The sequence below is a fragment of the Microbacterium sp. 2RAF4 genome (genome assembly GCF_052115285.1).
In the GTDB taxonomy this organism is placed as follows: Bacteria; Actinomycetota; Actinomycetes; order Actinomycetales; family Microbacteriaceae; genus Microbacterium; species Microbacterium oxydans.
The window spans coordinates 214,693-234,053 of record NZ_JBFRGI010000002.1; the positions used below are offsets into that span (position 1 = coordinate 214,693).

Consider the following 19,361-nt stretch of genomic DNA (forward strand, 5'->3'; position numbering starts at 1 on the left):
CCTAGAGCAGATGCGGCATTGCGGACGCGATCAGTACCAGTTCATCGCCTGCGAGTGCGACCACGCGCTGCAGGGTGTGCCGTACACCGATGAGATGTACCCGAGCCCCCACGCCACCTGCGTGGCCGCGTTCGTCTGCCAGTCGGAGCCGGCGGAGGCCATCTTGCTTCCGGGGAGCGCCTGCGGGATGCCGGTGGCACCGCTCGGGTTGTACGCCTTGTAGTTCCAGCCGGACTCCTTGTTCCACAGCGAGTTCAGGCAGGAGAACTGGTCCCCGCCCCATCCGTACGTGCTCGACATGATCTGCTGTGCGGCTGCCTTCGCACCCTCGGGAGTGTTCGCTGCAGCCAGCGCGGCTGCGGCCTGCTGCTCCGCGGCGGCCTGGGCCGCCGCCTGCTCCGCCGCGATCCGCGCTGCCTCTTCCTCGGCCTGCTTCTGCTGGGCGGCGGTGAGCGCCCCGCGCAGCTCCGCGGTGTCCGCGACCACGCTCGCGGTCTCATCCTGTGCCTTGTCGGCGAGGACGCCGACGAGCAGCACCGGCGTCACCTCGGTGTCATCGAGCTTCTCGATGTCGCTTTCGAGGTCGGAGGTGTCGACGGACGTCACTGCTCCCACATCGAGGCCGGCGGCGGCGACCTCAGCGCTCAGGGTCTCGGCCGCAGTGACCGCGTCCTTCGCCTGTGTCAGAGTGGCGGAGGCATCCTCCGCGATCTCCGCCAGCGGCTGGGCGCCCGCCAGTGCGGGTGCGGTGACGGCCGCAGCAGGGCTCATGGCTCCCACCGCGGGGGTGGAGGCCAGACCGACGCTCAGGGTGATGCCGACCAGCGTCGCCGATGCGACGCCGAGGATGGTCATGGGACGGTGGGCCGCGTTGCGGGCTGATGCCGCTGCGGAGGCGCGCCGAAGCGCACGGGTCTTCTGAAGCATTGGGTTCGACTTTCGGGTGGTCGTACGCCCTTTAAGGAGACTCATCGGGAGCTCGTCCCAGGCGCAAGTGAACCACTCTGAACGATGAACCTGAACGAAAACCATCCCTCACCTGGGATTTACATGAGAAGAGGGCCCCGCGCACGCCTTTCGGCGACACGGGGCCCTCTCACTCGGAACGTGTCCGAGGCTGTTCTCAGACGTTCGCGTCCTGGCGCTTCAGGCGTGCGGTCTCGCGTGCACGCGTGTTCGCGTCGAGGTTCACCTTGCGGATGCGCACGACCTCGGGGGTCACCTCGACGCACTCGTCGTCGCGGGCGAACTCGAGGCTCTCCTCCAGCGTCAACTGGCGCGGAGGCGTCATCGACTCGAAGGTGTCGGAGCTCGCTGCACGCATGTTGGTGAGCTTCTTCTCCTTGGTGATGTTCACGTCCATGTCGTCGGCGCGCGAGTTCTCGCCGATGACCATGCCCTCGTAGACCTCCTGCGTGGGCTGGACGAAGAAGGACATGCGCTCTTGCAGGGCGATCATCGCGAACGGGGTGACGACACCCTGACGGTCGGCGACGATCGAGCCGTTCTGACGCGTCGTGATGGAGCCGGCCCACGGCTCGTAGCCGTGCGAGATCGCATTCGCGATACCGGTGCCGCGGGTCGTGGTCAGGAACTCGCTGCGGAAGCCGATCAGGCCGCGCGACGGGACGATGAACTCCATGCGCACCCAGCCGGTGCCGTGGTTGGTCATGTTCTCCATGCGACCCTTGCGGTTCGCGAGCAGCTGCGTGATCGCGCCGAGGTGCTCCTCAGGGGTGTCGATCGTGAGGTGCTCGAACGGCTCGTAGGTCTTGCCGTCGATCTTCTTCGTGACCACCTGCGGCTTGCCGACGGTGAGCTCGAAGCCCTCGCGACGCATGTTCTCGACGAGGATGGCGAGAGCGAGCTCGCCTCGGCCCTGCACCTCCCACGCGTCCGGACGGCCGATGTCGACGACCTTGAGCGAGACGTTGCCGATGAGCTCCTTGTCGAGACGGTCCTTGACCATGCGAGCCGTGAGCTTGTGCCCCTTGACCTTGCCCATGAGCGGTGAGGTGTTGGTGCCGATCGTCATGGAGATCGCGGGGTCGTCGACCGTGATGGCCGGAAGCGGACGGACATCCTCGGGGTCGGCGATGGTCTCGCCGATCGTGATGTTCTCGAATCCGGCGATGGCGACGATGTCACCGGGGCCTGCGGACTCGGCCGGGTAGCGCTCCAGCGCACGGGTCTTCAGGAGTTCGGTGACACGCGCGTTCTGGTGCGTGCCGTCAGCGCGCACCCAGGCGACGGTCTGCCCCTTCTTGAGGGTGCCGTTGAAGATGCGGAGCAGGGCGAGACGGCCGAGGAACGGGCTGGAGTCGAGGTTCGTGACCCAGGCCTGCAGCGGGTGCTCGTCGTCGTACTCCGGTGCCGGCACGTGCTCGAGGATCGCCTCGAAGAGCGGCTCGAGGTCGTCGTTGTCCGGCAGCGTGCCGTCGGCGGGACGGTTCTGCGATGCAGCGCCGGCACGACCGGAGGCGTAGACCACCGGCACGTCGAGAAGGGCGTCGACGTCGAGGTCGGGCACGTCGTCGACCAGGTCGGAGGCGAGACCCAGCAGCAGGTCGTGCGCCTCTTCCTCGACCTCGGCGATGCGCGCGTCAGGACGGTCGGTCTTGTTGACCAGGAGGATGACGGGAAGCTTGGCCTCGAGCGCCTTGCGCAGCACGAAGCGGGTCTGCGGCAGCGGACCCTCGCTGGCGTCGACGAGCAGCACGACGCCGTCGACCATCGACAGGCCGCGCTCGACCTCGCCACCGAAGTCGGCGTGGCCGGGGGTGTCGATCACGTTGATCGTGATCTCCTTGCCGCCGGCGTGCTTGCCCTTGTAGGTGATCGCCGTGTTCTTGGCGAGGATCGTGATGCCCTTCTCACGTTCCAGGTCGTTCGAGTCCATGGCGCGCTCATCGACGTGAGCGTGTTCGCCGAAGGAACCCGTCTGACGCAGCATGGCGTCGACGAGAGTGGTCTTGCCGTGGTCGACGTGCGCCACGATTGCGACGTTGCGGAGGTCAGAACGGAGGGCGTGCGCCATGCAGGTGTCCTAAAAGATGTGGGGTTTCGCCGGGAAGCCGACGTTCCAGGATAACGCAAGCTCGGGGCCGGTTCCTGAAAAGCAGGTCGTAGCATCGAGATCGTGACCCGACCGCAGGCTCCGTGGGACCTCCCCGACCTCTCCCCCGCTCCCTCCCGTGCTCGACTGTGGTGGGAGATCGCGATCGTCCTGGCGCTGGGTCTCGGCCAGTCCGCGGTCTACGCGGTCGTCCAGCTCGCCTACCGTCTCACGGACGACGTGCCGATCGCCGATCAGGTGGCGAAGCTCAACCCGTCTCGGAGCGACAGGGAGATCTTCGACCTCATCTATCAGGTGCTCGCGATCGGGTTCTCGCTCGTCCCCGTCGTGCTGGTGTGCTTCCTGCTGTGGCAGTCGCGACGCCCCCATCTGGCGCGTCTGGGGCTGGACGGCACCGGTGTCGCGAAGGATGCGGGCCGCGGCATCCTGCTCGTGCTCGCGATCGGTATCCCCGGCCTCGGTCTCTATCTCGCCGGTCGGGCGCTCGGACTCACCGTGGCCATCGATCCTGCCGGGATAGACGCGTATTGGTGGACCGTCCCCGTGCTCCTGCTCGCGGCGGCCCGCGCCTCTCTGCAGGAGGAGTTCGTGGTGCTCGGATACCTCTTCACACGGCTGCGACAGCTCGGGTGGAGCCCGTGGGTGATCATCATCTCGACATCGGTCCTGCGGGCGAGCTACCACCTGTATCAGGGGTACCCGGCGTTCGTCGGCAACCTCGCGATGGGGCTGCTCTTCGGCTGGCTGTACCACCGCAGTGGACGGCTGATGCCCTTCCTCGTCGCGCACTTCGTCATCGATGCGGCCGCCTTCGTGGGGTACCCCTGGGCCGCGGCTATGTGGCCGGAGCTGTTCGGGCTCCCCGGCTGAGTGACGACGGGTGGGCTGGCTCTCCCCCTTCGCTGACGGAGTGCTCTAGCCTGAAGGCTTCCAACGATGGAAAACGGAGGGAAGTCTCATGAAGATGAACAGGACGACCAAGGCGGGGGCCGCGATCGCCATGGCAGCAGGGATCACGCTGCTCAGCGTTGCGCCCGCATCGGCAAGTGTCTTCGGGCCCTACTCGTCGGCGGCGCAGTGCAACGCCGATCGCACCGACTATGTCAGGGGCGGGGGGAAGGCCGCCCCCTGCATCCCCGGCACCGGAGGCTGGTACTTCCAGACGTACTGAGCATCATCGAGGATCGGGGCGGCGGGCATCAGCCCGTCGCCTCGATCGTTGACACCCGTCGGACCTCGCCCCTAGGCTCGGGGCACCCACGACGACGTGGGTACGACAATCCGGGGGGATTCGAATGAAGAAGAAACTGTCCGCAACAGCCGCAGGCATCGTCCTCGTCACAGGAATGGTGTTCGGCGGGGCCGCTGCAGCGCAGGCCGCCAGCTGGTTCGGCCCGTTCACCGATCTGTCCTATTGCCAGGCCGAACGACGGATCTTCATGCAGGAGGGCTACAGCGTCGGCTCCTGCGTGCACCGCAGCGGCCAGCCGGGGTACTGGTTCTCCTACTCCTGAACCGAGTCCGAGCCGCATCGCAGCGTGCCCCCTGTCCTCGTGAGAAGCCAGGGGGCACGTGTGCGGGGAAGCGGGATGGATCTCAGCCTGCGGAGGCGATCATCACGGCGACGACCGCCCACACGATGATGATCCCGAGCGCCAACAGCGCCCTGGCATCCCAGGAGCGACGGATCGGCGCACTCGCCGCGTGACCCGCAGCAGCCTGCCAGCGGTCGCGGATGTCCGTCAGGCCGCGCAACGACGCGGAGACCTGCACTTCCTCGTCGCGCATCTTGCTTCGTCTCGGACGCGCGTGCGCCGGTCCACCCCAGCAGGTGAGCTCGGTGTCGTCGTCGAGCGAGAACCGCAGCTGCCACTGCAGGTCGATGTCACGGACCCGATGCCAACCGAACTCGGTGCGCCGCAGCATGTTCTGGACGAGTGCCCCGTCGTCGCTGATGCGGACCATCGACACGAAGCTGATCTCGTAGATGATCCACAGGCCGAGAAGCACCCACGGTGCGAGGAGCAGCGTCTGCCCCCAACCTCCGCGCACGACGGCGTCGCCGACGAGGAACACCGCCAGAGCGAGGCTGACGACCATGACGACCGTGCCCGAGGACGAGCGGAAGGTCCGCCCGCCCTCGGGAGAGTTCGGCATCGCCACGATCAGAGGCCACCCAGAGGGATGGACGCACCGGGAATCGCTTCGAGCAGACGGCTCGTGTACTCCTGCTTCGGGTTCGCGAAGGTCTCGTCGACCGTGCCCTGCTCGACGATCCTGCCGCGCTCCATGACGCAGACCAGATCGCTCGAGACACGCACCACCGCGAGGTCGTGTGTGATGAACAGGTAGGTGAGTCCCAGCTCCGTCTGCAGGTCGGCCAGCAGCCTGAGGATCTGCGCCTGGACGAGCACGTCCAGAGCGGAGACCGCCTCGTCCAGCACCACGATGTCCGGCTTGAGCGCCAGAGCGCGCGCGATCGCGACACGCTGACGCTGTCCACCCGACAGCTCGCTCGGGTAGCGGGTCGCCAGATCCTGCGGCAGCGATACCTGATCGAGAAGCTCACGCACGCGCTCGCGACGCGAAGTGCGGTCACCCACACCGTGGATCTCGAGCGGTTCGGCGATCGTGTTCTCGAGGTTGCGCAACGGATCCAGAGAACCGTACGGGTCCTGGAACACCGGCTGCATGCGCCGACGAAGACCGAACGACTGTGCGCGGGAGAACCCCGACACGTCCATGCCGTCGATCTCGATCGTCCCCGACGTCGGGTCCTCCAGCTTGAGGACCATCTTGGCGACGGTCGACTTGCCCGAGCCCGACTCGCCGACGAGAGCCAGCGTCTTCCCGCGCGGGATCTCGAACGACACGTCGTCGACAGCACGGAACATCTCACTGCGGAAGCCGCCCTGTCGGATGCGGTAGTCCTTGGTGAGACCGGCCACTCGCACCGTGGGCGGGATGGCGGCGAGGTCCTCGAGCGTCTCCACACCGCGGTCCTCGACCACGGCCTGGATGCGCTGCGATGCCACGCTGGGCGCGGCGGCGACGAGGCGCTTGGTGTACGGATGCTGCGGGTTCTGCAGGATCTCCCGGCTCGGTCCCGACTCCACGATGGTGCCGTTCTGCATGACGATCAGGCGCTCCGCGCGCTCGGCAGCGAGACCGAGGTCGTGCGTGATCAGCAGCATCGAAGTTCCGCGGTCGCGGGTCAGGCTCGCCATATGGTCGAGGATCACGCGCTGCACGGTGACGTCGAGGGCCGACGTCGGCTCATCCGCTATCAGGAGCCGGGGGTCTGCCGCCAGTCCGATACCGATGAGCGCACGCTGGCGCATTCCGCCCGAGAACTGATGGGGGAACTGGCGCAGCCGCTTGGCCGCATCGGCGAGACCCGCCTGCTGGAGCACCTCGATCGCCCGAGCCCGGACCGCCGCCCGCCCCTGGGCGAGACCATTGGCACGGACCGCCTCCTCGACCTGGAAGCCGATGCTCCAGACGGGGTTGAGGTTCGACATCGGGTCCTGCGGCACGTAGCCGATCGCCTTCCCGCGGATGCGCTCCATCTCCCGCTCGGAGAGGTGCGTGAGCTCCTCTCCGTCCAGTGTGATGCTCCCGCCGGTGACCTTTCCGGTGCCGGCCAGCAGTTTGATGATGGACGTCGCCGCCGTCGACTTGCCCGATCCGGACTCGCCGACGATCGCGACCGTCTCGCCTGCCATGACGTCGAAGCTGATGCCATGCAGCACCTGTCGCGTGCCGTTCTGCGTATCGAACGCGACCGTGAGGTCCCGGACGCTCAGCAGGGGTGTCGTTGACTCACTCATCGGCGTGCCCTCGCCCTCGGGTCGAGGGCGTCTCGGATGAGCTCGCCCAGGAGGATGAACGCGAGCACCGTGATGGTGAGCGCGATCGACGGATAGATCAGCGCCATCGGCGCGACCCGCAGTGAACGCTGGGCCTGGCTGATGTCGTTGCCCCAGGACATGACATCGCTGCCGAGACCGACACCGAGGAAGCTCAGGGTCGCCTCCGCGACGATACCGCCGGCAAGCGCCAGTGTCGCCAGGACGAGCAACGGCGCGAAGGCGTTGGGGATCACGTGGGACAGCAGGGTGCCGAAACGCCCCTTCCCCAGCGCCGCCGACGCCATCACGAAGTCCGCCTGTTTCACCCTGAGCACTTCCGCTCTGACCACGCGGGCCGTCGCAGCCCAGGCGAACCCACCGATCGCGAGAGCGAGCGTGAAGACGTTGCGGTACTGCGCGAACACCGTCATCACGACGACCGCCGCGAGGATGTAGGGGATCGAGAAGAAGATGTCGCCGACGCGGGAGAGCACGGCGTCGAGCCATCCTCCGTAGTATCCCGCGAAGGCACCCATGATCAGACCGAGAGTCGAGCTGATGATCGTTGCCAGCAGACCGACGCTGATCGAGGTGCGCGAGCCCCAGACGATGCGCGACCAGATGTCGCACCCCTGGAACGTGTAGCCGAGAGGGTGGCCTGCGGCCGGTCCCGCATTGGAGTTCCCGAGCTCACACTGGTTGTTCGGAGGCGTCTGCGTGAAGAGCGTCGGCCACAGGGCCATCAGCAGGATGAGCGCGACGATGCCGAGCGAGATCCAGAACGACGGGCGACGGCGCAGATCGGTCCACGCGTCCCGCCAGAGACTCGCAGGCTTGCCTTTGACATTGATGGCATCCGTCGGCGGCTGTTCGGCCACCACCGGTGCGACGTAATGGGAGGGACGGTCACTTGACATAGCGGATCCTCGGGTCGAGCAGCCCGTAGAGCAGGTCCACGAGCAGGTTGACGAGAACGTAGATGATGACGAACACCGTCACGAAGGAGACGATCGTCGGTCCTTCGTGTCTCAACGTCGCCTGGAACAGGGTCTGCCCCACGCCGGGAATGTTGAAGATGTACTCCGTCACGGTCGCGCCGACGAGGAGCACACCGAAGTTCGTCGCCGAGTTGGTGATCACCGGGATCAGGGAGTTGCGCAGCACGTGCACGGGGATCACGCGATTGCGTGAGAGCCCCTTGCCGTATGCCGTGCGCACCCAGTCCTGGTTGAGGGTGTCGAGCACAGACCCTCGCATGAGCCGCATGCTGGTCGCATACAGGCTCAGCCCCAGCACGATCGCGGGAAGCCACAGATCACCCCAGTCGTTCTGGCCGCCGACGGTCGGACGGAACCAGCCCAGTTTTATCGCGAGGAAATACTGCGCGAGGAAGGCGACGACGAAGATCGGCATCGACAGGAAGACGAGCGAGACGATGAGAGAAGCGTGGTCGAACAGCTTGCCCTTGCGAAGGGCGGAGAGCGTTCCGATGATGATCGCGAGCGTGAACTCGATCGCGATCGCCATGATGGCCAGGCGGCCGGTGATAGGAAGCGTCCTGGCGAGCACTGTGCTCACGGACTCACCGGAGAACGTCGTTCCCATATCGCCCTTGAAGACGCCGGTGATGTAGTAGAAGTACTGGACGAGGAACGGGTCGTCCAGGTGGTACTGCGCTCGGATCGTGGCGAGCAGCTGCGGGCTCGGCGGTTTGTCACCGAAGAGCGCCGCGATGGGGTCACCCGGCATCAGGAAGACGAGCGCGTAGATGAGAAGCGTCGCACCGAAGAAGACCGGGATCAGCTGAAGAAGTCGCCGCAGGGTGTAGGCGAGCATCCTTGCTCCTTTCGTGGAGTCGGAGTCAGCCGGAGTGCACGACGCGAGGCGGTGACGTCGCCGCCACCGCCTCGCTGCCGTTCACTCCAAGGGCCTACTCGGCCTTGGTGATCTCGTAGTAGAGCGGAACAGAGTTCCAGCCGACGGTGACGTTGTCGACCGAGTCGCCGAAGCCACCGATCGAGTTCTGGTACCAGAGCGGGATGACCGGGAGGTCGTTGAACAGGATCTCCTGGACCTTCTCGTAAGCCGCGTTCGCGTCGTCCGCGCTCGTGGCCGCTGCACCCTCTGCGAGCAGAGAGTCCACCTCGGGGTTCGAGTAGTCACCGTCGTTCGACGATGCACCCGTGCCGTAGAGCGGCTGCAGGAAGTTGTAGACGGCGGGGTAGTCGCCCTGCCATCCGGAGCGGTTCGCCGTCTGGATCGTGCGCTTGCCGGCGTCGTCCCGTGCGTTGACCGCTGCGCGGAGCGTGGCGAGGTCGACGTACGGTGCGCCCGACGCCTCGATACCGAGCGTGTTCTTCAGGGAGTTCGAGACCGCGTCGACCCACACCTGGTGTCCACCGTCGGAGTTGTACGCGATCTGGAAGGTTCCGGACCACGGGGAGATGGCGTCAGCCTTCGCCCACAGTTCCTTGGCCTTCTCCGGGTCGTACTTCAGGACGTCGGAACCGGGAACGCTGTCGCTCCAGCCGTCGATGACGGGCGTCGTGAAGTCGCTCGCCGGGGTGCGGGTGTCGGCGAAGATCTTGCTCGTGATCTCGTCGCGGTTGATCGCCAGCGAGATGGCCTGGCGGCGCAGGGTGCCCTCTTCGCCCGAGAAGTGCGGGAGCTGCCCACCGATGGTGAACGACTGGAAGATGGCCGCAGGCTGGTTGGTCGCGCGCTCGCCGAGCTCGTCCTCGAACACCGCGAGGGAAGCCTCGGGGATCTGGTCGATGACGTCGATGTTGCCGCCGAGCAGGTCGGCGTACGCACCCTCGGGAGCCGTGTAGAACTTCAGCGTCAGGCCGCCGTTCTGGGCGACGCGCTCACCCTTGTAGTCGTCGTTCTTGACGAGGTCGATCTGGACGTCGTGCTGCCATGCTCCCTCCTTGGCGAGCATGTACGGACCGTTGCCGATCGGGTTCTCACCGAAGGCGTCCATGTCCTCGAACGCGACATCGGGCAGCGGGTAGAACGCCGAGTAGCCGAGGCGGGTCACGAAGTCGGAGGCGACGTCGCTGCTCAGGTCGATCGTGAAGGTCTGGTCGTCGACCTCGGTGAGACCGGTGAGCTCGGAGTCCGCGTCGGCGTTGAAGCCGACGATGTCGGCGAACCAGGACTGGTTCAGCTGCGCGTTGGAGAGCTGCGCACCGTAGTTCCACGCGTCGATGAAGTTGTGGGCGACGACGTCTTCACCGTTGGTGAACTTGTTGCCCTCCTTCAGCTTCACCGTGACCTTGTTCGGTGCGTCGACCGTGATCGACTCGGCCATGTCGTTGACGAGGGCACCGTCGCCGTCGTAGAAGGCGAGACCTGCGAAGACGGAGTCGAGAATCTTGCCGCCGTTGACCTCGTTCGTGTTGGTCGGGATCAGCGCGTTCTCCGGCTCGCCTCCGTTCGCCGAGATGATCGCCGATGCCGAGCCCTTGGAGCCCTCATCGCCGGAGTCGTTCCCGCCTGCGCAACCGGCCAGCGCCAGGGCGCCGACCACGAGCAGAGCGCTGCCCGCGAGGGCAATCCTGTTTCGTTTCACTTTTCGTCCTCCTGTGGACAGTGCTGAGTCTGCGCGCTCACCATCGAGCACGCAGGGATACCTGAGCGTAACCCGCCGTCTCCGGAACCGCCGCGCTCAGCTAACGAACTGTTACTGAGTGGTGACCATCCGTAACACCCCCGAAACACCGGGAAACACCGGGAAACGAAAGACGGTGTCGCACTTCCGCACGGAAGCGCGACACCGTCTGCTCAGATGCGCACGGGCTCAGGCGAAGGCCTCCACCGGCGGGCAGGCGCACACGAGGTTCCGGTCGCCGTACGCCTGGTCGATGCGACGCACCGGCGGCCAGTACTTGCCTGCGACGAGCGCATGGACGGGGTAGGCGGCTTCCTCCCGCGTGTAGGGATGCTCCCACTCCCCGGCGATGAGCGACACCGCCGTGTGCGGCGCGTGCACCAGAGGATTGTCGTCCGCGGGCCAGCGTCCCGCCGCCACGGCCTCCGCCTCGGCCTTGATCATGACCATGGCCTCGATGAAGCGCTCGATCTCGTCGAGGTCCTCCGATTCCGTCGGTTCAACCATGAGCGTGCCCGCCACGGGGAACGACATCGTCGGTGCGTGGAAGCCGTAGTCGATGAGACGCTTGGCGACGTCGTCGACGGTGATTCCGGTCGCTTCCTTGAGCGGACGCAGGTCGAGGATGCACTCGTGCGCGACGCGACCGTTCTCACCCGTGTAGAGCACCGGGAAGTGGCCGCCCAGCCGCTCGGCGATGTAGTTCGCGGAGAGCACGGCTGCCGCGGTGGCGCGGCGCAGACCGTCGGCGCCCATCATGCGGACATATGCCCACGAGATCGGCAGGATCCCCGCGGATCCGTAGGGAGCGGCCGAGATCACCCCGCCACCGAACGTGTATCCACCGAAGTGCTCGGCGCGCTGGGCGAGGGGATGCGAGGGAAGGAACGGGGCGAGGTGCGACTTCGCCGCCACCGGGCCGATGCCAGGACCTCCCCCACCGTGCGGGATGGCGAACGTCTTGTGCAGGTTGAGGTGCGAGACGTCGCCTCCCAGGTCGCCGAAGCGCGCGTAGCCGAGCAGCGCGTTGAGGTTGGCCCCGTCGACGTACACCTGGCCGCCCGCATCGTGCACGGCGGCCGTGATCTCGACGACCTGCTCCTCGTACACACCGTGCGTCGAGGGGTAGGTGATCATCAGGGCCGACAGGTCGTCGGCGTGCTGGGCGATCTTCGCCCGCAGGTCGTCGAGATCGACGTTGCCGAGCTCGTCCGTCGCCACCACGACGACCTTCATGCCGGCGAGCACGGCCGAGGCCGCATTCGTGCCGTGAGCCGAGGACGGGATGAGGCAGACGGTGCGGTGGGTGTCGCCGTTCGCGTGGTGGTATCCGCGGATGGCGAGGAGGCCGGCCAGCTCGCCCTGCGAACCGGCGTTCGGCTGCAAGGACACCGCGTCGTAGCCGGTGACCTCCGCGAGCCAGCCCTCGAGCTGATCGATGAGCTCGAGGTAGCCCTGCACATCGGCGGCGGGAGCGAACGGGTGGATCCCTGCGAACTCCGGCCAGGTGATCGCCGCCATCTCGGTGGCCGCATTGAGCTTCATGGTGCACGAGCCCAGCGGGATCATGCCGCGATCGAGGGCGTAGTCCCGGTCGGACAGGCTCTTGAGGTACCGCATCATGGCGGTCTCCGAGCGGTGGGAGTGGAACACCGGGTGCGTGAGGTACTCGTCCTGACGGAGCAGGTCTTCCGGCAGTCCCCGCAGCTTGTCCCCACCGAACATGCCGAACGCGCGGTCGTTCTTGCCGCCGAAGACAGCCGTGACGTGGTGCAGTTCGCCGAGGGTCGTGGTCTCGTCGACGGCGATGCCGACCGTGTCGGCGTCGGCGACGTGCAGCAGGATCCCGTGATCATCGTGGGCACGCGCGGCGAACTCTGCCGCACGACCGGGGACGCGCACCTGCAGGGTGTCGAAGAAGTCCGCGTGCACGACCTCCACCCCTGCCTCGGTCAGCCAGTCACGCAGCAGCGCCGCCTTCGCCGTGGTCTGGGTCGCGATCTCCCGCAGCCCGTCCGGACCGTGGTAGACGGCGTACATCGACGCCATGACCGCGAGCAGCACCTGGGCGGTGCAGATGTTCGAGGTGGCCTTCTCACGGCGGATGTGCTGCTCCCGCGTCTGCAGTGAGAGCCGGTAAGCGGGCTTGCCGTCGGCGTCGACCGACACTCCGACGAGGCGACCGGGGAGCTGACGCTCGAGGCCGGAGCGGACGGCCATGTAGCCGGCGTGCGGACCACCGAAGCCCATCGGCACGCCGAAGCGCTGGGTCGTGCCGACCGCCACGTCGGCGCCGAGCGAACCGGGAGAAGCGATCAGCGTGAGAGCGAGCAGGTCGGCGGCCGCGACAGCGAGAGCGCCGGAGAGGTGCGCGGCGTCGAACACGGCGGACGGATCCCAGACGCGTCCGGAAGCGCCGGGGTACTGCACGAAGACACCGAACAGGTCGGAGGGCAGCTCCTCACCCGCGGCGAAATCGACCGTGACGATGTCGATACCGAGAGCTTCCGCGCGCGTGGCGAGCATCGCCTTGGTCTGCGGAAGCGCATCCGCGTCCACCGCGAACACGGTCGACGCCGACTTCGACGCGCGCCGCGAGAGCAGCATCGCCTCGACCACCGCGGTCGACTCGTCGAGCATGGACGCGTTGGCCGTCGTGAGCCCGGTGAGCTCCGAGACCATGGTCTGGAAGTTGATGAGCGCCTCCAGACGCCCCTGGGAGATCTCCGGCTGGTACGGCGTGTAGGCCGTGTACCACGACGGGTTCTCCAGCACGTTCCGCTGGATCACCTGCGGCGTGATGGTGCCGTAGTATCCCAGGCCGATCATCGGTCGGTTCACGGTGTTGCGCGAGGCGAGCACTCGCAGCTCGGCGAGAGCCTCGGTCTCGCTCGCCGCGGACGGGATCCTCGAGGGCGCGTCGCCCGCGCCCGAGGAGGGACCGGTGTAGATCGACGCGGGCACGGCCTGGCGCATGAGCGCCTCGACCGGGCTCAGCGCGCCGTCGGCCCCGTTGGTGTCGAGACCGAGCGCCGCGAGCATGGTGCGCTGCGCGGCATCCGTGGGTCCGATGTGACGATCGGCGAAAGTGACCACTGGCGAATCAGCCCTCCGTGAGTGCGACGTACGCGTCGCGGTCGAGCAGTCCGTCCAGCGCGCCGGTTGCGACGGAGACCTTGAGCAGCCAGCCGCCCTCGAAGGGGGCGGCGTTGACCAGCGACGGATCGTCGACGGCCGCGTCGTTGATCTCGACGACGGTTCCGGAGACCGGTGCGTAGAGCTCGCCGACCGACTTCGTCGACTCGATCTCGCCGACGACCGCACCTGCGGTCACCTCGGTGCCCACGGCGGGGAGCTCGACGAAGACGACGTCTCCCAGCTTCTCGGCGGCGTAGTCGGTGATGCCGATGGTCACGGTGTCGCCGTCGGCGGCGATCCACTCGTGCTCTTCGGTGTAGTGGAGTGCGGCGAGGTCGGTCATTTGGTCCTCCGATAGAAAGGCAGGGCGGTCACGGTCGCGGGAATCTTGGTTCCCCGCACGTCAAGGAATACTGCGGTTCCCTCTTCCACGGAAGATGGGGTCACGTAGGCCATCGCGATCGGGTGGCCGAGAGTGGGGCTGAGAGCGCCGCTCGTGATCTCTCCGAGCACGGATCCGTCCTCGTCGACGACGGCGTACCCGGCGCGTCCTGCGCGCTTGCCCTCGGCGACGAGGCCGACCAGGACCGGTGCTTCCGATGCCTCGGTCGAGTCCTCGAAGGACGAGAGCGCCTCCTTGCCGACGAAGCGCTCCTTCGCGGTCACCACGACACGGCCGAGGCCGGCCTGCGAGGGGCGGGTGTCGAGGCTCAGTTCATGCCCGTAGAGAGGCATCCCCGCCTCGAGCCGAAGGGTGTCGCGCGCGGCGAGACCGGCGGGGACGAGTCCGTGCGGTGAGCCGGCCTCGAGCAGGGCGTCCCAGAGCGACGCGGCGCTGTCGGTGGCGACCAGCAGCTCGAAGCCATCCTCGCCCGTGTAGCCGGTGCGCGCCAGGAGGAGCGGTTTGCCCTGGTACTCCGCGGATGCCCAGGCGTAGTACTTCTGCTCGGACCAGGGAACGCTCAGGTCGGTGATGTCAGCGGTCGCGGCCAGGATCGCCTCGGCGTTCGGCCCCTGCACGGCGATGAGGGCGTAGTCGTCGGAGACGTCTTCGACGTCGACTCCGCGATCGCCGAGGAATCCCGCGAAGCTGCGCTCCTCGCCCGGCGCTCGATCGGGCAGATCGCGCTCGATGAGGGACGGGAAATCACGGACGCGCTTCGCGAATGCCGAGTCGACGAAGCCCCGGTTGCCGGCGTTCGCGATCACGAGATAGCGGTCCTCGGCCAGCCGGTACGCGATGACGTCGTCGACGATGCCGCCGTCCTCGGAGAGCATCAGGGAGTACTTCGCCTTGCCGATCGGCATCGCGGAGATACGTCCGGCCAGTGCGTAGTCGAGGAAGGCTGCTGCGGCCTCCCCTGTCACGAGGAACTCGGCCATGTGCGAGATGTCGAAGATGCCCGCGCTCTGGCGCACGGCGTGGTGCTCGGCGAGGTCGGAGGTGTAGCGCACCGGCATCTGCCAGCCGCCGAAGTCGGTGAACGACGCGCCGAGGGCCTCATGGCGTTCGCGCAGCGGGGTGTAGCGGGGGTCGGACATGGAGTTCTCCCGGGCTGTGTCGGGCGGAACGGCGGCATCGCTGTTCCTCGGAACTCCCCCTCTGTCATGGGCCTGAGAGCTTCACCCGTGCACGGAGGCGGGGCTTTCACCGTCGGCGGACCCGCACACGAGACGGATCGCTTTTCAGAGTGGCCGGAACCGCGCGGTACGCGTACCTGAGAGATTGGCGGGGAGGCTTGCTCCTTCGGTGCCCGGCTGCGTTCGCCGGGGCTCTCCCGCGTGGGTCATTCGGCCTGTCTTCAGTTGTGCGTTCAGTCTAGCCGGTGCTGTCCGCGCTGCGAGCCCCGCCGGAGAACACGAAGCTCCGGTCGCACTTTCTGTCGACTCGAACGAGTCGGGGGGACAGAGAGTGCGACCGGAGCGTGATCCGAGCGGTTGCTCAGGCGGTGCGTCTATCAGGCGGTGCGTCTGTTCAGGCGATGCCGAGTTCGGTGCGGACTTCGTCGCGGAGGCGGCCGAGGTTCTCGGGCTCGGGTGCCGCGCCGAGGAGGGTCTTGGTGTATTCGTGTTGCGGGTTGAGGATGACCTCGTCTGCGGGGCCCCGCTCGACGACATCACCCTTGTAGAGCACCATGATCTCATCGGAGAAATGCCGGGCCGTGGCCAGGTCGTGCGTGATGTACAACACGCCCAGGTTCTCCTCCCGCTGCAGATCCGCCAGCAGGTTGAGGACGCCCAACCGGATCGACACGTCGAGCATCGATACCGGCTCGTCGGCGACGATGAACCGCGCCCCCGGGGCCAGAGCCCGTGCGATCGCGACCCGCTGCCGCTGCCCGCCGGACAGCTCGTGCGGGCGACGCTCCGCGAACGACTCCCCCGGACTCAACCGCACCCGCTCCAACAACTCCACCGCCCTGGCACGCACCTGCGCACTGGAGAGCTTCGGGTGATGCAGACGAATCGGACGCTCCAGATGATGCACGATCGTGTGGAACGGGTTCAACGACGCGAACGGATCCTGGAACACCATCTGCACATCCGCGCGATAGCGCTCCAACGCCCGCCCCCGCGCCCCGGAGGGCTCCCCGTCCAACAGGATCTCCCCACTGGTGGGGGTCTCCAGCTTCATCAGCATCCGCGCGATCGTCGACTTGCCCGACCCCGACTCCCCCACCAGAGCGACCGTCTTCCCGGCCTCGATCGTGAACGACACATCCTTCACCGCATGCAGGACGCTCGTCTTGAACCCGGAGCGCAGGTGGAAGTCCTTCACCAGGTTCCGCGCCTCCAGCCTCGCCGTCTCCGGCTCGGCAGTGTTCGAGTTCGAGTTCGTGTTCGTCATCGGACGCCCTCCTGGCTCACACCGGTACGCACGAAATCGCCGCGCTCGCCCTTCAACGACGGGAAACTCGACAACAACCGCTTCGTGTACTCGTGCTGCGGGGAGCGGTAGATCTCCTCCGCCGTCCCCTCCTCCACGATCTGCCCCTGCAGCATGATCGCGATCCGATCACTGATCTCGATCAACATCGGCAGATCATGCGTGATGAAGATCACCGCGAAGCCCAACTTCTCCCGCAACCGCATGATCTCCCGGATGATGCCCCGCTGCACCACCACATCCAACGCGGTGGTCGGCTCGTCCATGATCATCACCTGCGGATCCAACGCGAGAGCCATCGCGATCATCATCCGCTGACGCATCCCGCCCGACAGCTCGTGCGGGAAACTCGTCAACCGAGACGGATCGACACCCACCAGGGTGAGCAGTTCCTCCGCCCGCGCCGTCTTCGCCTTCTTGCTCATGCCGGGACGATGGGTATCGAAGATGTCGAAGATCTGCGCCTTCACACTGATCACCGGATTCAACGAGTTCATCGCGCCCTGGAACACCATCGAGATCTTGTCCCACCGGAACGCCCGGAGGCCTTCGCCGTCCAGGCCCACGATGTCGATGTCATGACCGTCCCGATCATGGAACACGATCTCCCCGCCCGTCATCAACGCCGGAGCCTTCAACAACCGATTCATCCCGTACGCGAGAGTCGTCTTCCCGCAGCCGGACTCCCCGGCGAGACCCAGGATCTCCCCACGGTTCAGGGTCAGGGAGACGTCCCGCACCGCCTTCACCGGCGGATCCACCTCATACTCGATCGACACGTTACGCGCCGTCAGGACCGGCTCGCTCATGCGGTGACTCCCTTGGTCTTGGCGGCCTTGCGCACGCGGCGCGCGGCTTCGGGCGCATTGCGCAGCTTCGGGTTGATGACCTCGTCGATGGCGAAGTTGATCAGGGACAGGCCGGCGCCGAGGAGCGCGATCATGAGTCCCGGCGGGACGAACCACCACCAGGCTCCGCGCCCGAGGGCCTGCCCCGACTGCGCGTCGTTGAGGATCGAGCCCCAGGTGATGGACGAGTTGGGTCCGAGACCCAGGTACGACAGACCCGCCTCGCCGAGGATCGCGAAGATGATCGCGAAGAGGAACTGCGCTGCGAGCAACGGCAGCAGGTTCGGCATGATCTCGACGAGGATCACCCGGAACGACCGCTCGCCCGCGACCTTCGAGGCGTAGACGTAGTCGCGTGTTCGAAGCGAGCGCGTCTGCAGCCGGAGCACGTACGCCGCCCCGGCCCAGGAGGTGATGCCGAGCACGAACGCGACGAGCTGCCAGCTCCGCTGCGGGACGAACGAGGCGATGACCATCACCAGCGGCAGGCCCGGGATCACGATCATGACGTTCGTGAGCAGGGCGAGCCCGTCTTCGCGCCATCCGCCCAGGTAGCCGGCGAGCACGCCGAACAGGAGGGAGAGGACGATCGCGATGCTGCCGGCCGTCACGCCGATGAGCAGTGAGCCCTGGGCACCGGTCGCGAGTTGGGCGAACATGTCGTTGCCGAGCTTGGTCGTGCCGAGCCAGTGCTCCGCCGACGGCGGCTGGAGCGCAGGGTTGGCCGTGCTCCGCGGGTTCTGGGCGAAGATCGGCGCGATGATCGCGAACAGCACGATCGCCAGCACGATGCACACACCCACGATGAACTTCGGCGAGGTGCTGGGCAGGATGCGGCGGCGCTTGCGTCCCTGCTGCGTCGCCAGCGAGATCGTGCTGGCCGGGGCGGTCACGGGCGGCTCCTGTGTCAGGAGCGGGTTCTTCGTGTCAGACATTCTGGCGAGCCCTCGGGTCGATGAAGCCATAGACGAGGTCCATGATGAAGTTGGCGGCGAGCACCGTGAGCGTGATGACGAGGAACAGCCCCTGCATCAACGCGTAGTCGTTGTTGGTCACGGCCTGGAACATCAGCTTGCCGATGCCGGGGTAGGTGAACACCTGCTCCATGACGATGGAGCCGGCCACCACGAAACCGAGCGTGATCGAGAAGCCCGCGATCGAGGGGATCGCGGCGTTCCTTGCGGCGTAGGTGGTGAGCACCCGGCGCGGACGCAGGCCCTTCGCCTCGGCCGTGAGCACATAGTCCTCGGCGAGCGTCGAGACCATCATGTTGCGCATGCCGAACATCCAGCCGCCGACCGAGCTGATGACGATCGTCACGGCGGGAAGGATGGCGTGAGCGACGGCATCGCTGAAGAAGGCCCACGTCGGCTCGGGGCCGTCGGGGAAGTCGAACACGTCGTAGCCGCCGAAGATGGGGAACCAACCGAGGCCGACCGCGAACACGGCCACCAGGATCAGCGCCATCCAGAAGTACGGGATGGACTGCAGCACGGTCGTGGCAGGGATCAGATGGTCGACCCAGGTACCGCGCTTCCAGCCGGCCCAGGCGCCGAGCACGACGCCGAGGACGAAGGAGATGATCGTCGCCGTGCCGACCAGGACGAGCGTCCACGGCAGCGCTCCGGCGATGAGCTCCGTCACCGGAGTCGGGAACTTCGTCACCGAGATACCGAGATCGCCCTGGAACATCCGCCCCCAGTACGCGAGGTACTGATCCCACAGCGAGGAGTCGTCGCCGCCGAGCAGGAGCCTGATGTTGCGGATGGTCGTCTCTGAGACGTCACCGCCTGCCCGCTGCATCTTGGCGATCATGATGTCGGCGGGGTCTCCGGGCATGAGCCGGGGAAGAAAGAAGTTGATGGATATCGCGGCCCAGAGCGTGAACGCGTAGAACCCGATTCTTCGTGCATAGAACTTCATGTCACTGATTCCTGACTTCCTTCTT

At 66.7% G+C, this 19,361-nt stretch carries 17 protein-coding genes and 2 riboswitches; of the genes, 3 read left to right on the top strand and 14 right to left on the bottom strand.

Annotated features, from left to right (window positions below; translation table 11 throughout):
- Positions 1–30: 30 nt before the first annotated feature.
- Complete coding sequence (locus AB4070_RS05225; protein WP_441979191.1) at positions 31–927, bottom strand: phospholipase; 897 nt, start codon at positions 925–927, stop codon at positions 31–33.
- Between the two features lie 196 nt (positions 928–1,123).
- Positions 1,124–3,037 carry a translational GTPase TypA gene (typA, locus tag AB4070_RS05230; RefSeq protein ID WP_441979192.1) on the bottom strand — a complete coding sequence of 638 codons (1,914 nt, stop codon included), beginning with the start codon at positions 3,035–3,037 and terminating at the stop codon, positions 1,124–1,126.
- Between the two features lie 102 nt (positions 3,038–3,139).
- Between typA and AB4070_RS05235 the strand changes: the two genes are divergently transcribed.
- From AB4070_RS05235 to AB4070_RS05245, 3 genes are all read left to right on the top strand, one after another.
- A complete protein-coding gene (locus AB4070_RS05235) occupies positions 3,140–3,946 on the top strand; it encodes a CPBP family intramembrane glutamic endopeptidase (RefSeq protein ID WP_441979193.1) in 807 nt (268 codons plus the stop codon).
- A gap of 88 nt (positions 3,947–4,034) precedes the next feature.
- A complete protein-coding gene (locus tag AB4070_RS05240; RefSeq protein ID WP_441979194.1) occupies positions 4,035–4,247 on the top strand; it encodes a hypothetical protein in 213 nt (70 codons plus the stop codon).
- Between the two features lie 124 nt (positions 4,248–4,371).
- Positions 4,372–4,590 carry a hypothetical protein gene (locus AB4070_RS05245; RefSeq protein ID WP_046749578.1) on the top strand — a complete coding sequence of 73 codons (219 nt, stop codon included), beginning with the start codon at positions 4,372–4,374 and terminating at the stop codon, positions 4,588–4,590.
- Positions 4,591–4,672: 82 nt separating this feature from the next.
- Here the strand turns inward: AB4070_RS05245 and AB4070_RS05250 are convergent, their stop codons facing one another.
- The 12 genes from AB4070_RS05250 to AB4070_RS05305 form a co-directional block, all read right to left on the bottom strand.
- Positions 4,673–5,233: a PH domain-containing protein gene (locus AB4070_RS05250; protein ID WP_441979195.1), complete on the bottom strand. Its 561-nt coding sequence runs from the start codon at positions 5,231–5,233 to the stop codon at positions 4,673–4,675.
- Between the two features lie 8 nt (positions 5,234–5,241).
- Positions 5,242–6,906: a dipeptide ABC transporter ATP-binding protein gene (locus AB4070_RS05255; RefSeq protein WP_441979196.1), complete on the bottom strand. Its 1,665-nt coding sequence runs from the start codon at positions 6,904–6,906 to the stop codon at positions 5,242–5,244.
- Positions 6,903–7,844 carry an ABC transporter permease gene (locus tag AB4070_RS05260; protein WP_046749580.1) on the bottom strand — a complete coding sequence of 314 codons (942 nt, stop codon included), beginning with the start codon at positions 7,842–7,844 and terminating at the stop codon, positions 6,903–6,905. Before AB4070_RS05260 ends, AB4070_RS05255 begins: the two co-directional genes overlap by 4 nt.
- Positions 7,834–8,763, bottom strand: coding sequence for an ABC transporter permease (locus tag AB4070_RS05265; protein ID WP_046749581.1), 930 nt, complete (start codon positions 8,761–8,763; stop codon positions 7,834–7,836). Before AB4070_RS05265 ends, AB4070_RS05260 begins: the two co-directional genes overlap by 11 nt.
- 94 nt (positions 8,764–8,857) lie before the next feature.
- A complete protein-coding gene (locus tag AB4070_RS05270; protein WP_441979197.1) occupies positions 8,858–10,501 on the bottom strand; it encodes a peptide ABC transporter substrate-binding protein in 1,644 nt (547 codons plus the stop codon).
- 228 nt (positions 10,502–10,729) lie between these two features.
- The gene (gcvP, locus tag AB4070_RS05275; RefSeq protein ID WP_441980544.1) at positions 10,730–13,582 is read right to left on the bottom strand and encodes an aminomethyl-transferring glycine dehydrogenase; all 2,853 of its coding nucleotides are present in this window, start codon (positions 13,580–13,582) and stop codon (positions 10,730–10,732) included.
- Positions 13,583–13,643: 61 nt separating this feature from the next.
- Positions 13,644–14,021 (bottom strand): glycine cleavage system protein GcvH, encoded by a 378-nt coding sequence (gene gcvH, locus AB4070_RS05280; RefSeq protein WP_441979198.1) that lies wholly within the window; start codon positions 14,019–14,021, stop codon positions 13,644–13,646.
- Positions 14,018–15,220: a glycine cleavage system aminomethyltransferase GcvT gene (locus AB4070_RS05285; protein ID WP_441979199.1), complete on the bottom strand. Its 1,203-nt coding sequence runs from the start codon at positions 15,218–15,220 to the stop codon at positions 14,018–14,020. The genes gcvH and AB4070_RS05285 overlap by 4 nt, the downstream gene beginning before the upstream one ends.
- 54 nt (positions 15,221–15,274) lie before the next feature.
- Positions 15,275–15,373: riboswitch (glycine riboswitch) on the bottom strand.
- 1 nt (position 15,374) lies between these two features.
- Positions 15,375–15,469: riboswitch (glycine riboswitch) on the bottom strand.
- A 184-nt stretch (positions 15,470–15,653) separates the two neighbouring features.
- Entirely contained in the window at positions 15,654–16,526 is an 873-nt protein-coding gene (locus tag AB4070_RS05290; protein ID WP_441979200.1) for an ABC transporter ATP-binding protein, read from the bottom strand.
- Positions 16,523–17,374 carry an ABC transporter ATP-binding protein gene (locus AB4070_RS05295; RefSeq protein WP_441979201.1) on the bottom strand — a complete coding sequence of 284 codons (852 nt, stop codon included), beginning with the start codon at positions 17,372–17,374 and terminating at the stop codon, positions 16,523–16,525. Before AB4070_RS05295 ends, AB4070_RS05290 begins: the two co-directional genes overlap by 4 nt.
- Entirely contained in the window at positions 17,371–18,348 is a 978-nt protein-coding gene (locus AB4070_RS05300; protein ID WP_441979202.1) for an ABC transporter permease, read from the bottom strand. Before AB4070_RS05300 ends, AB4070_RS05295 begins: the two co-directional genes overlap by 4 nt.
- Positions 18,341–19,336: an ABC transporter permease gene (locus tag AB4070_RS05305; protein WP_441979203.1), complete on the bottom strand. Its 996-nt coding sequence runs from the start codon at positions 19,334–19,336 to the stop codon at positions 18,341–18,343. The genes AB4070_RS05300 and AB4070_RS05305 overlap by 8 nt, the downstream gene beginning before the upstream one ends.
- Positions 19,337–19,361: the final 25 nt, after the last annotated feature.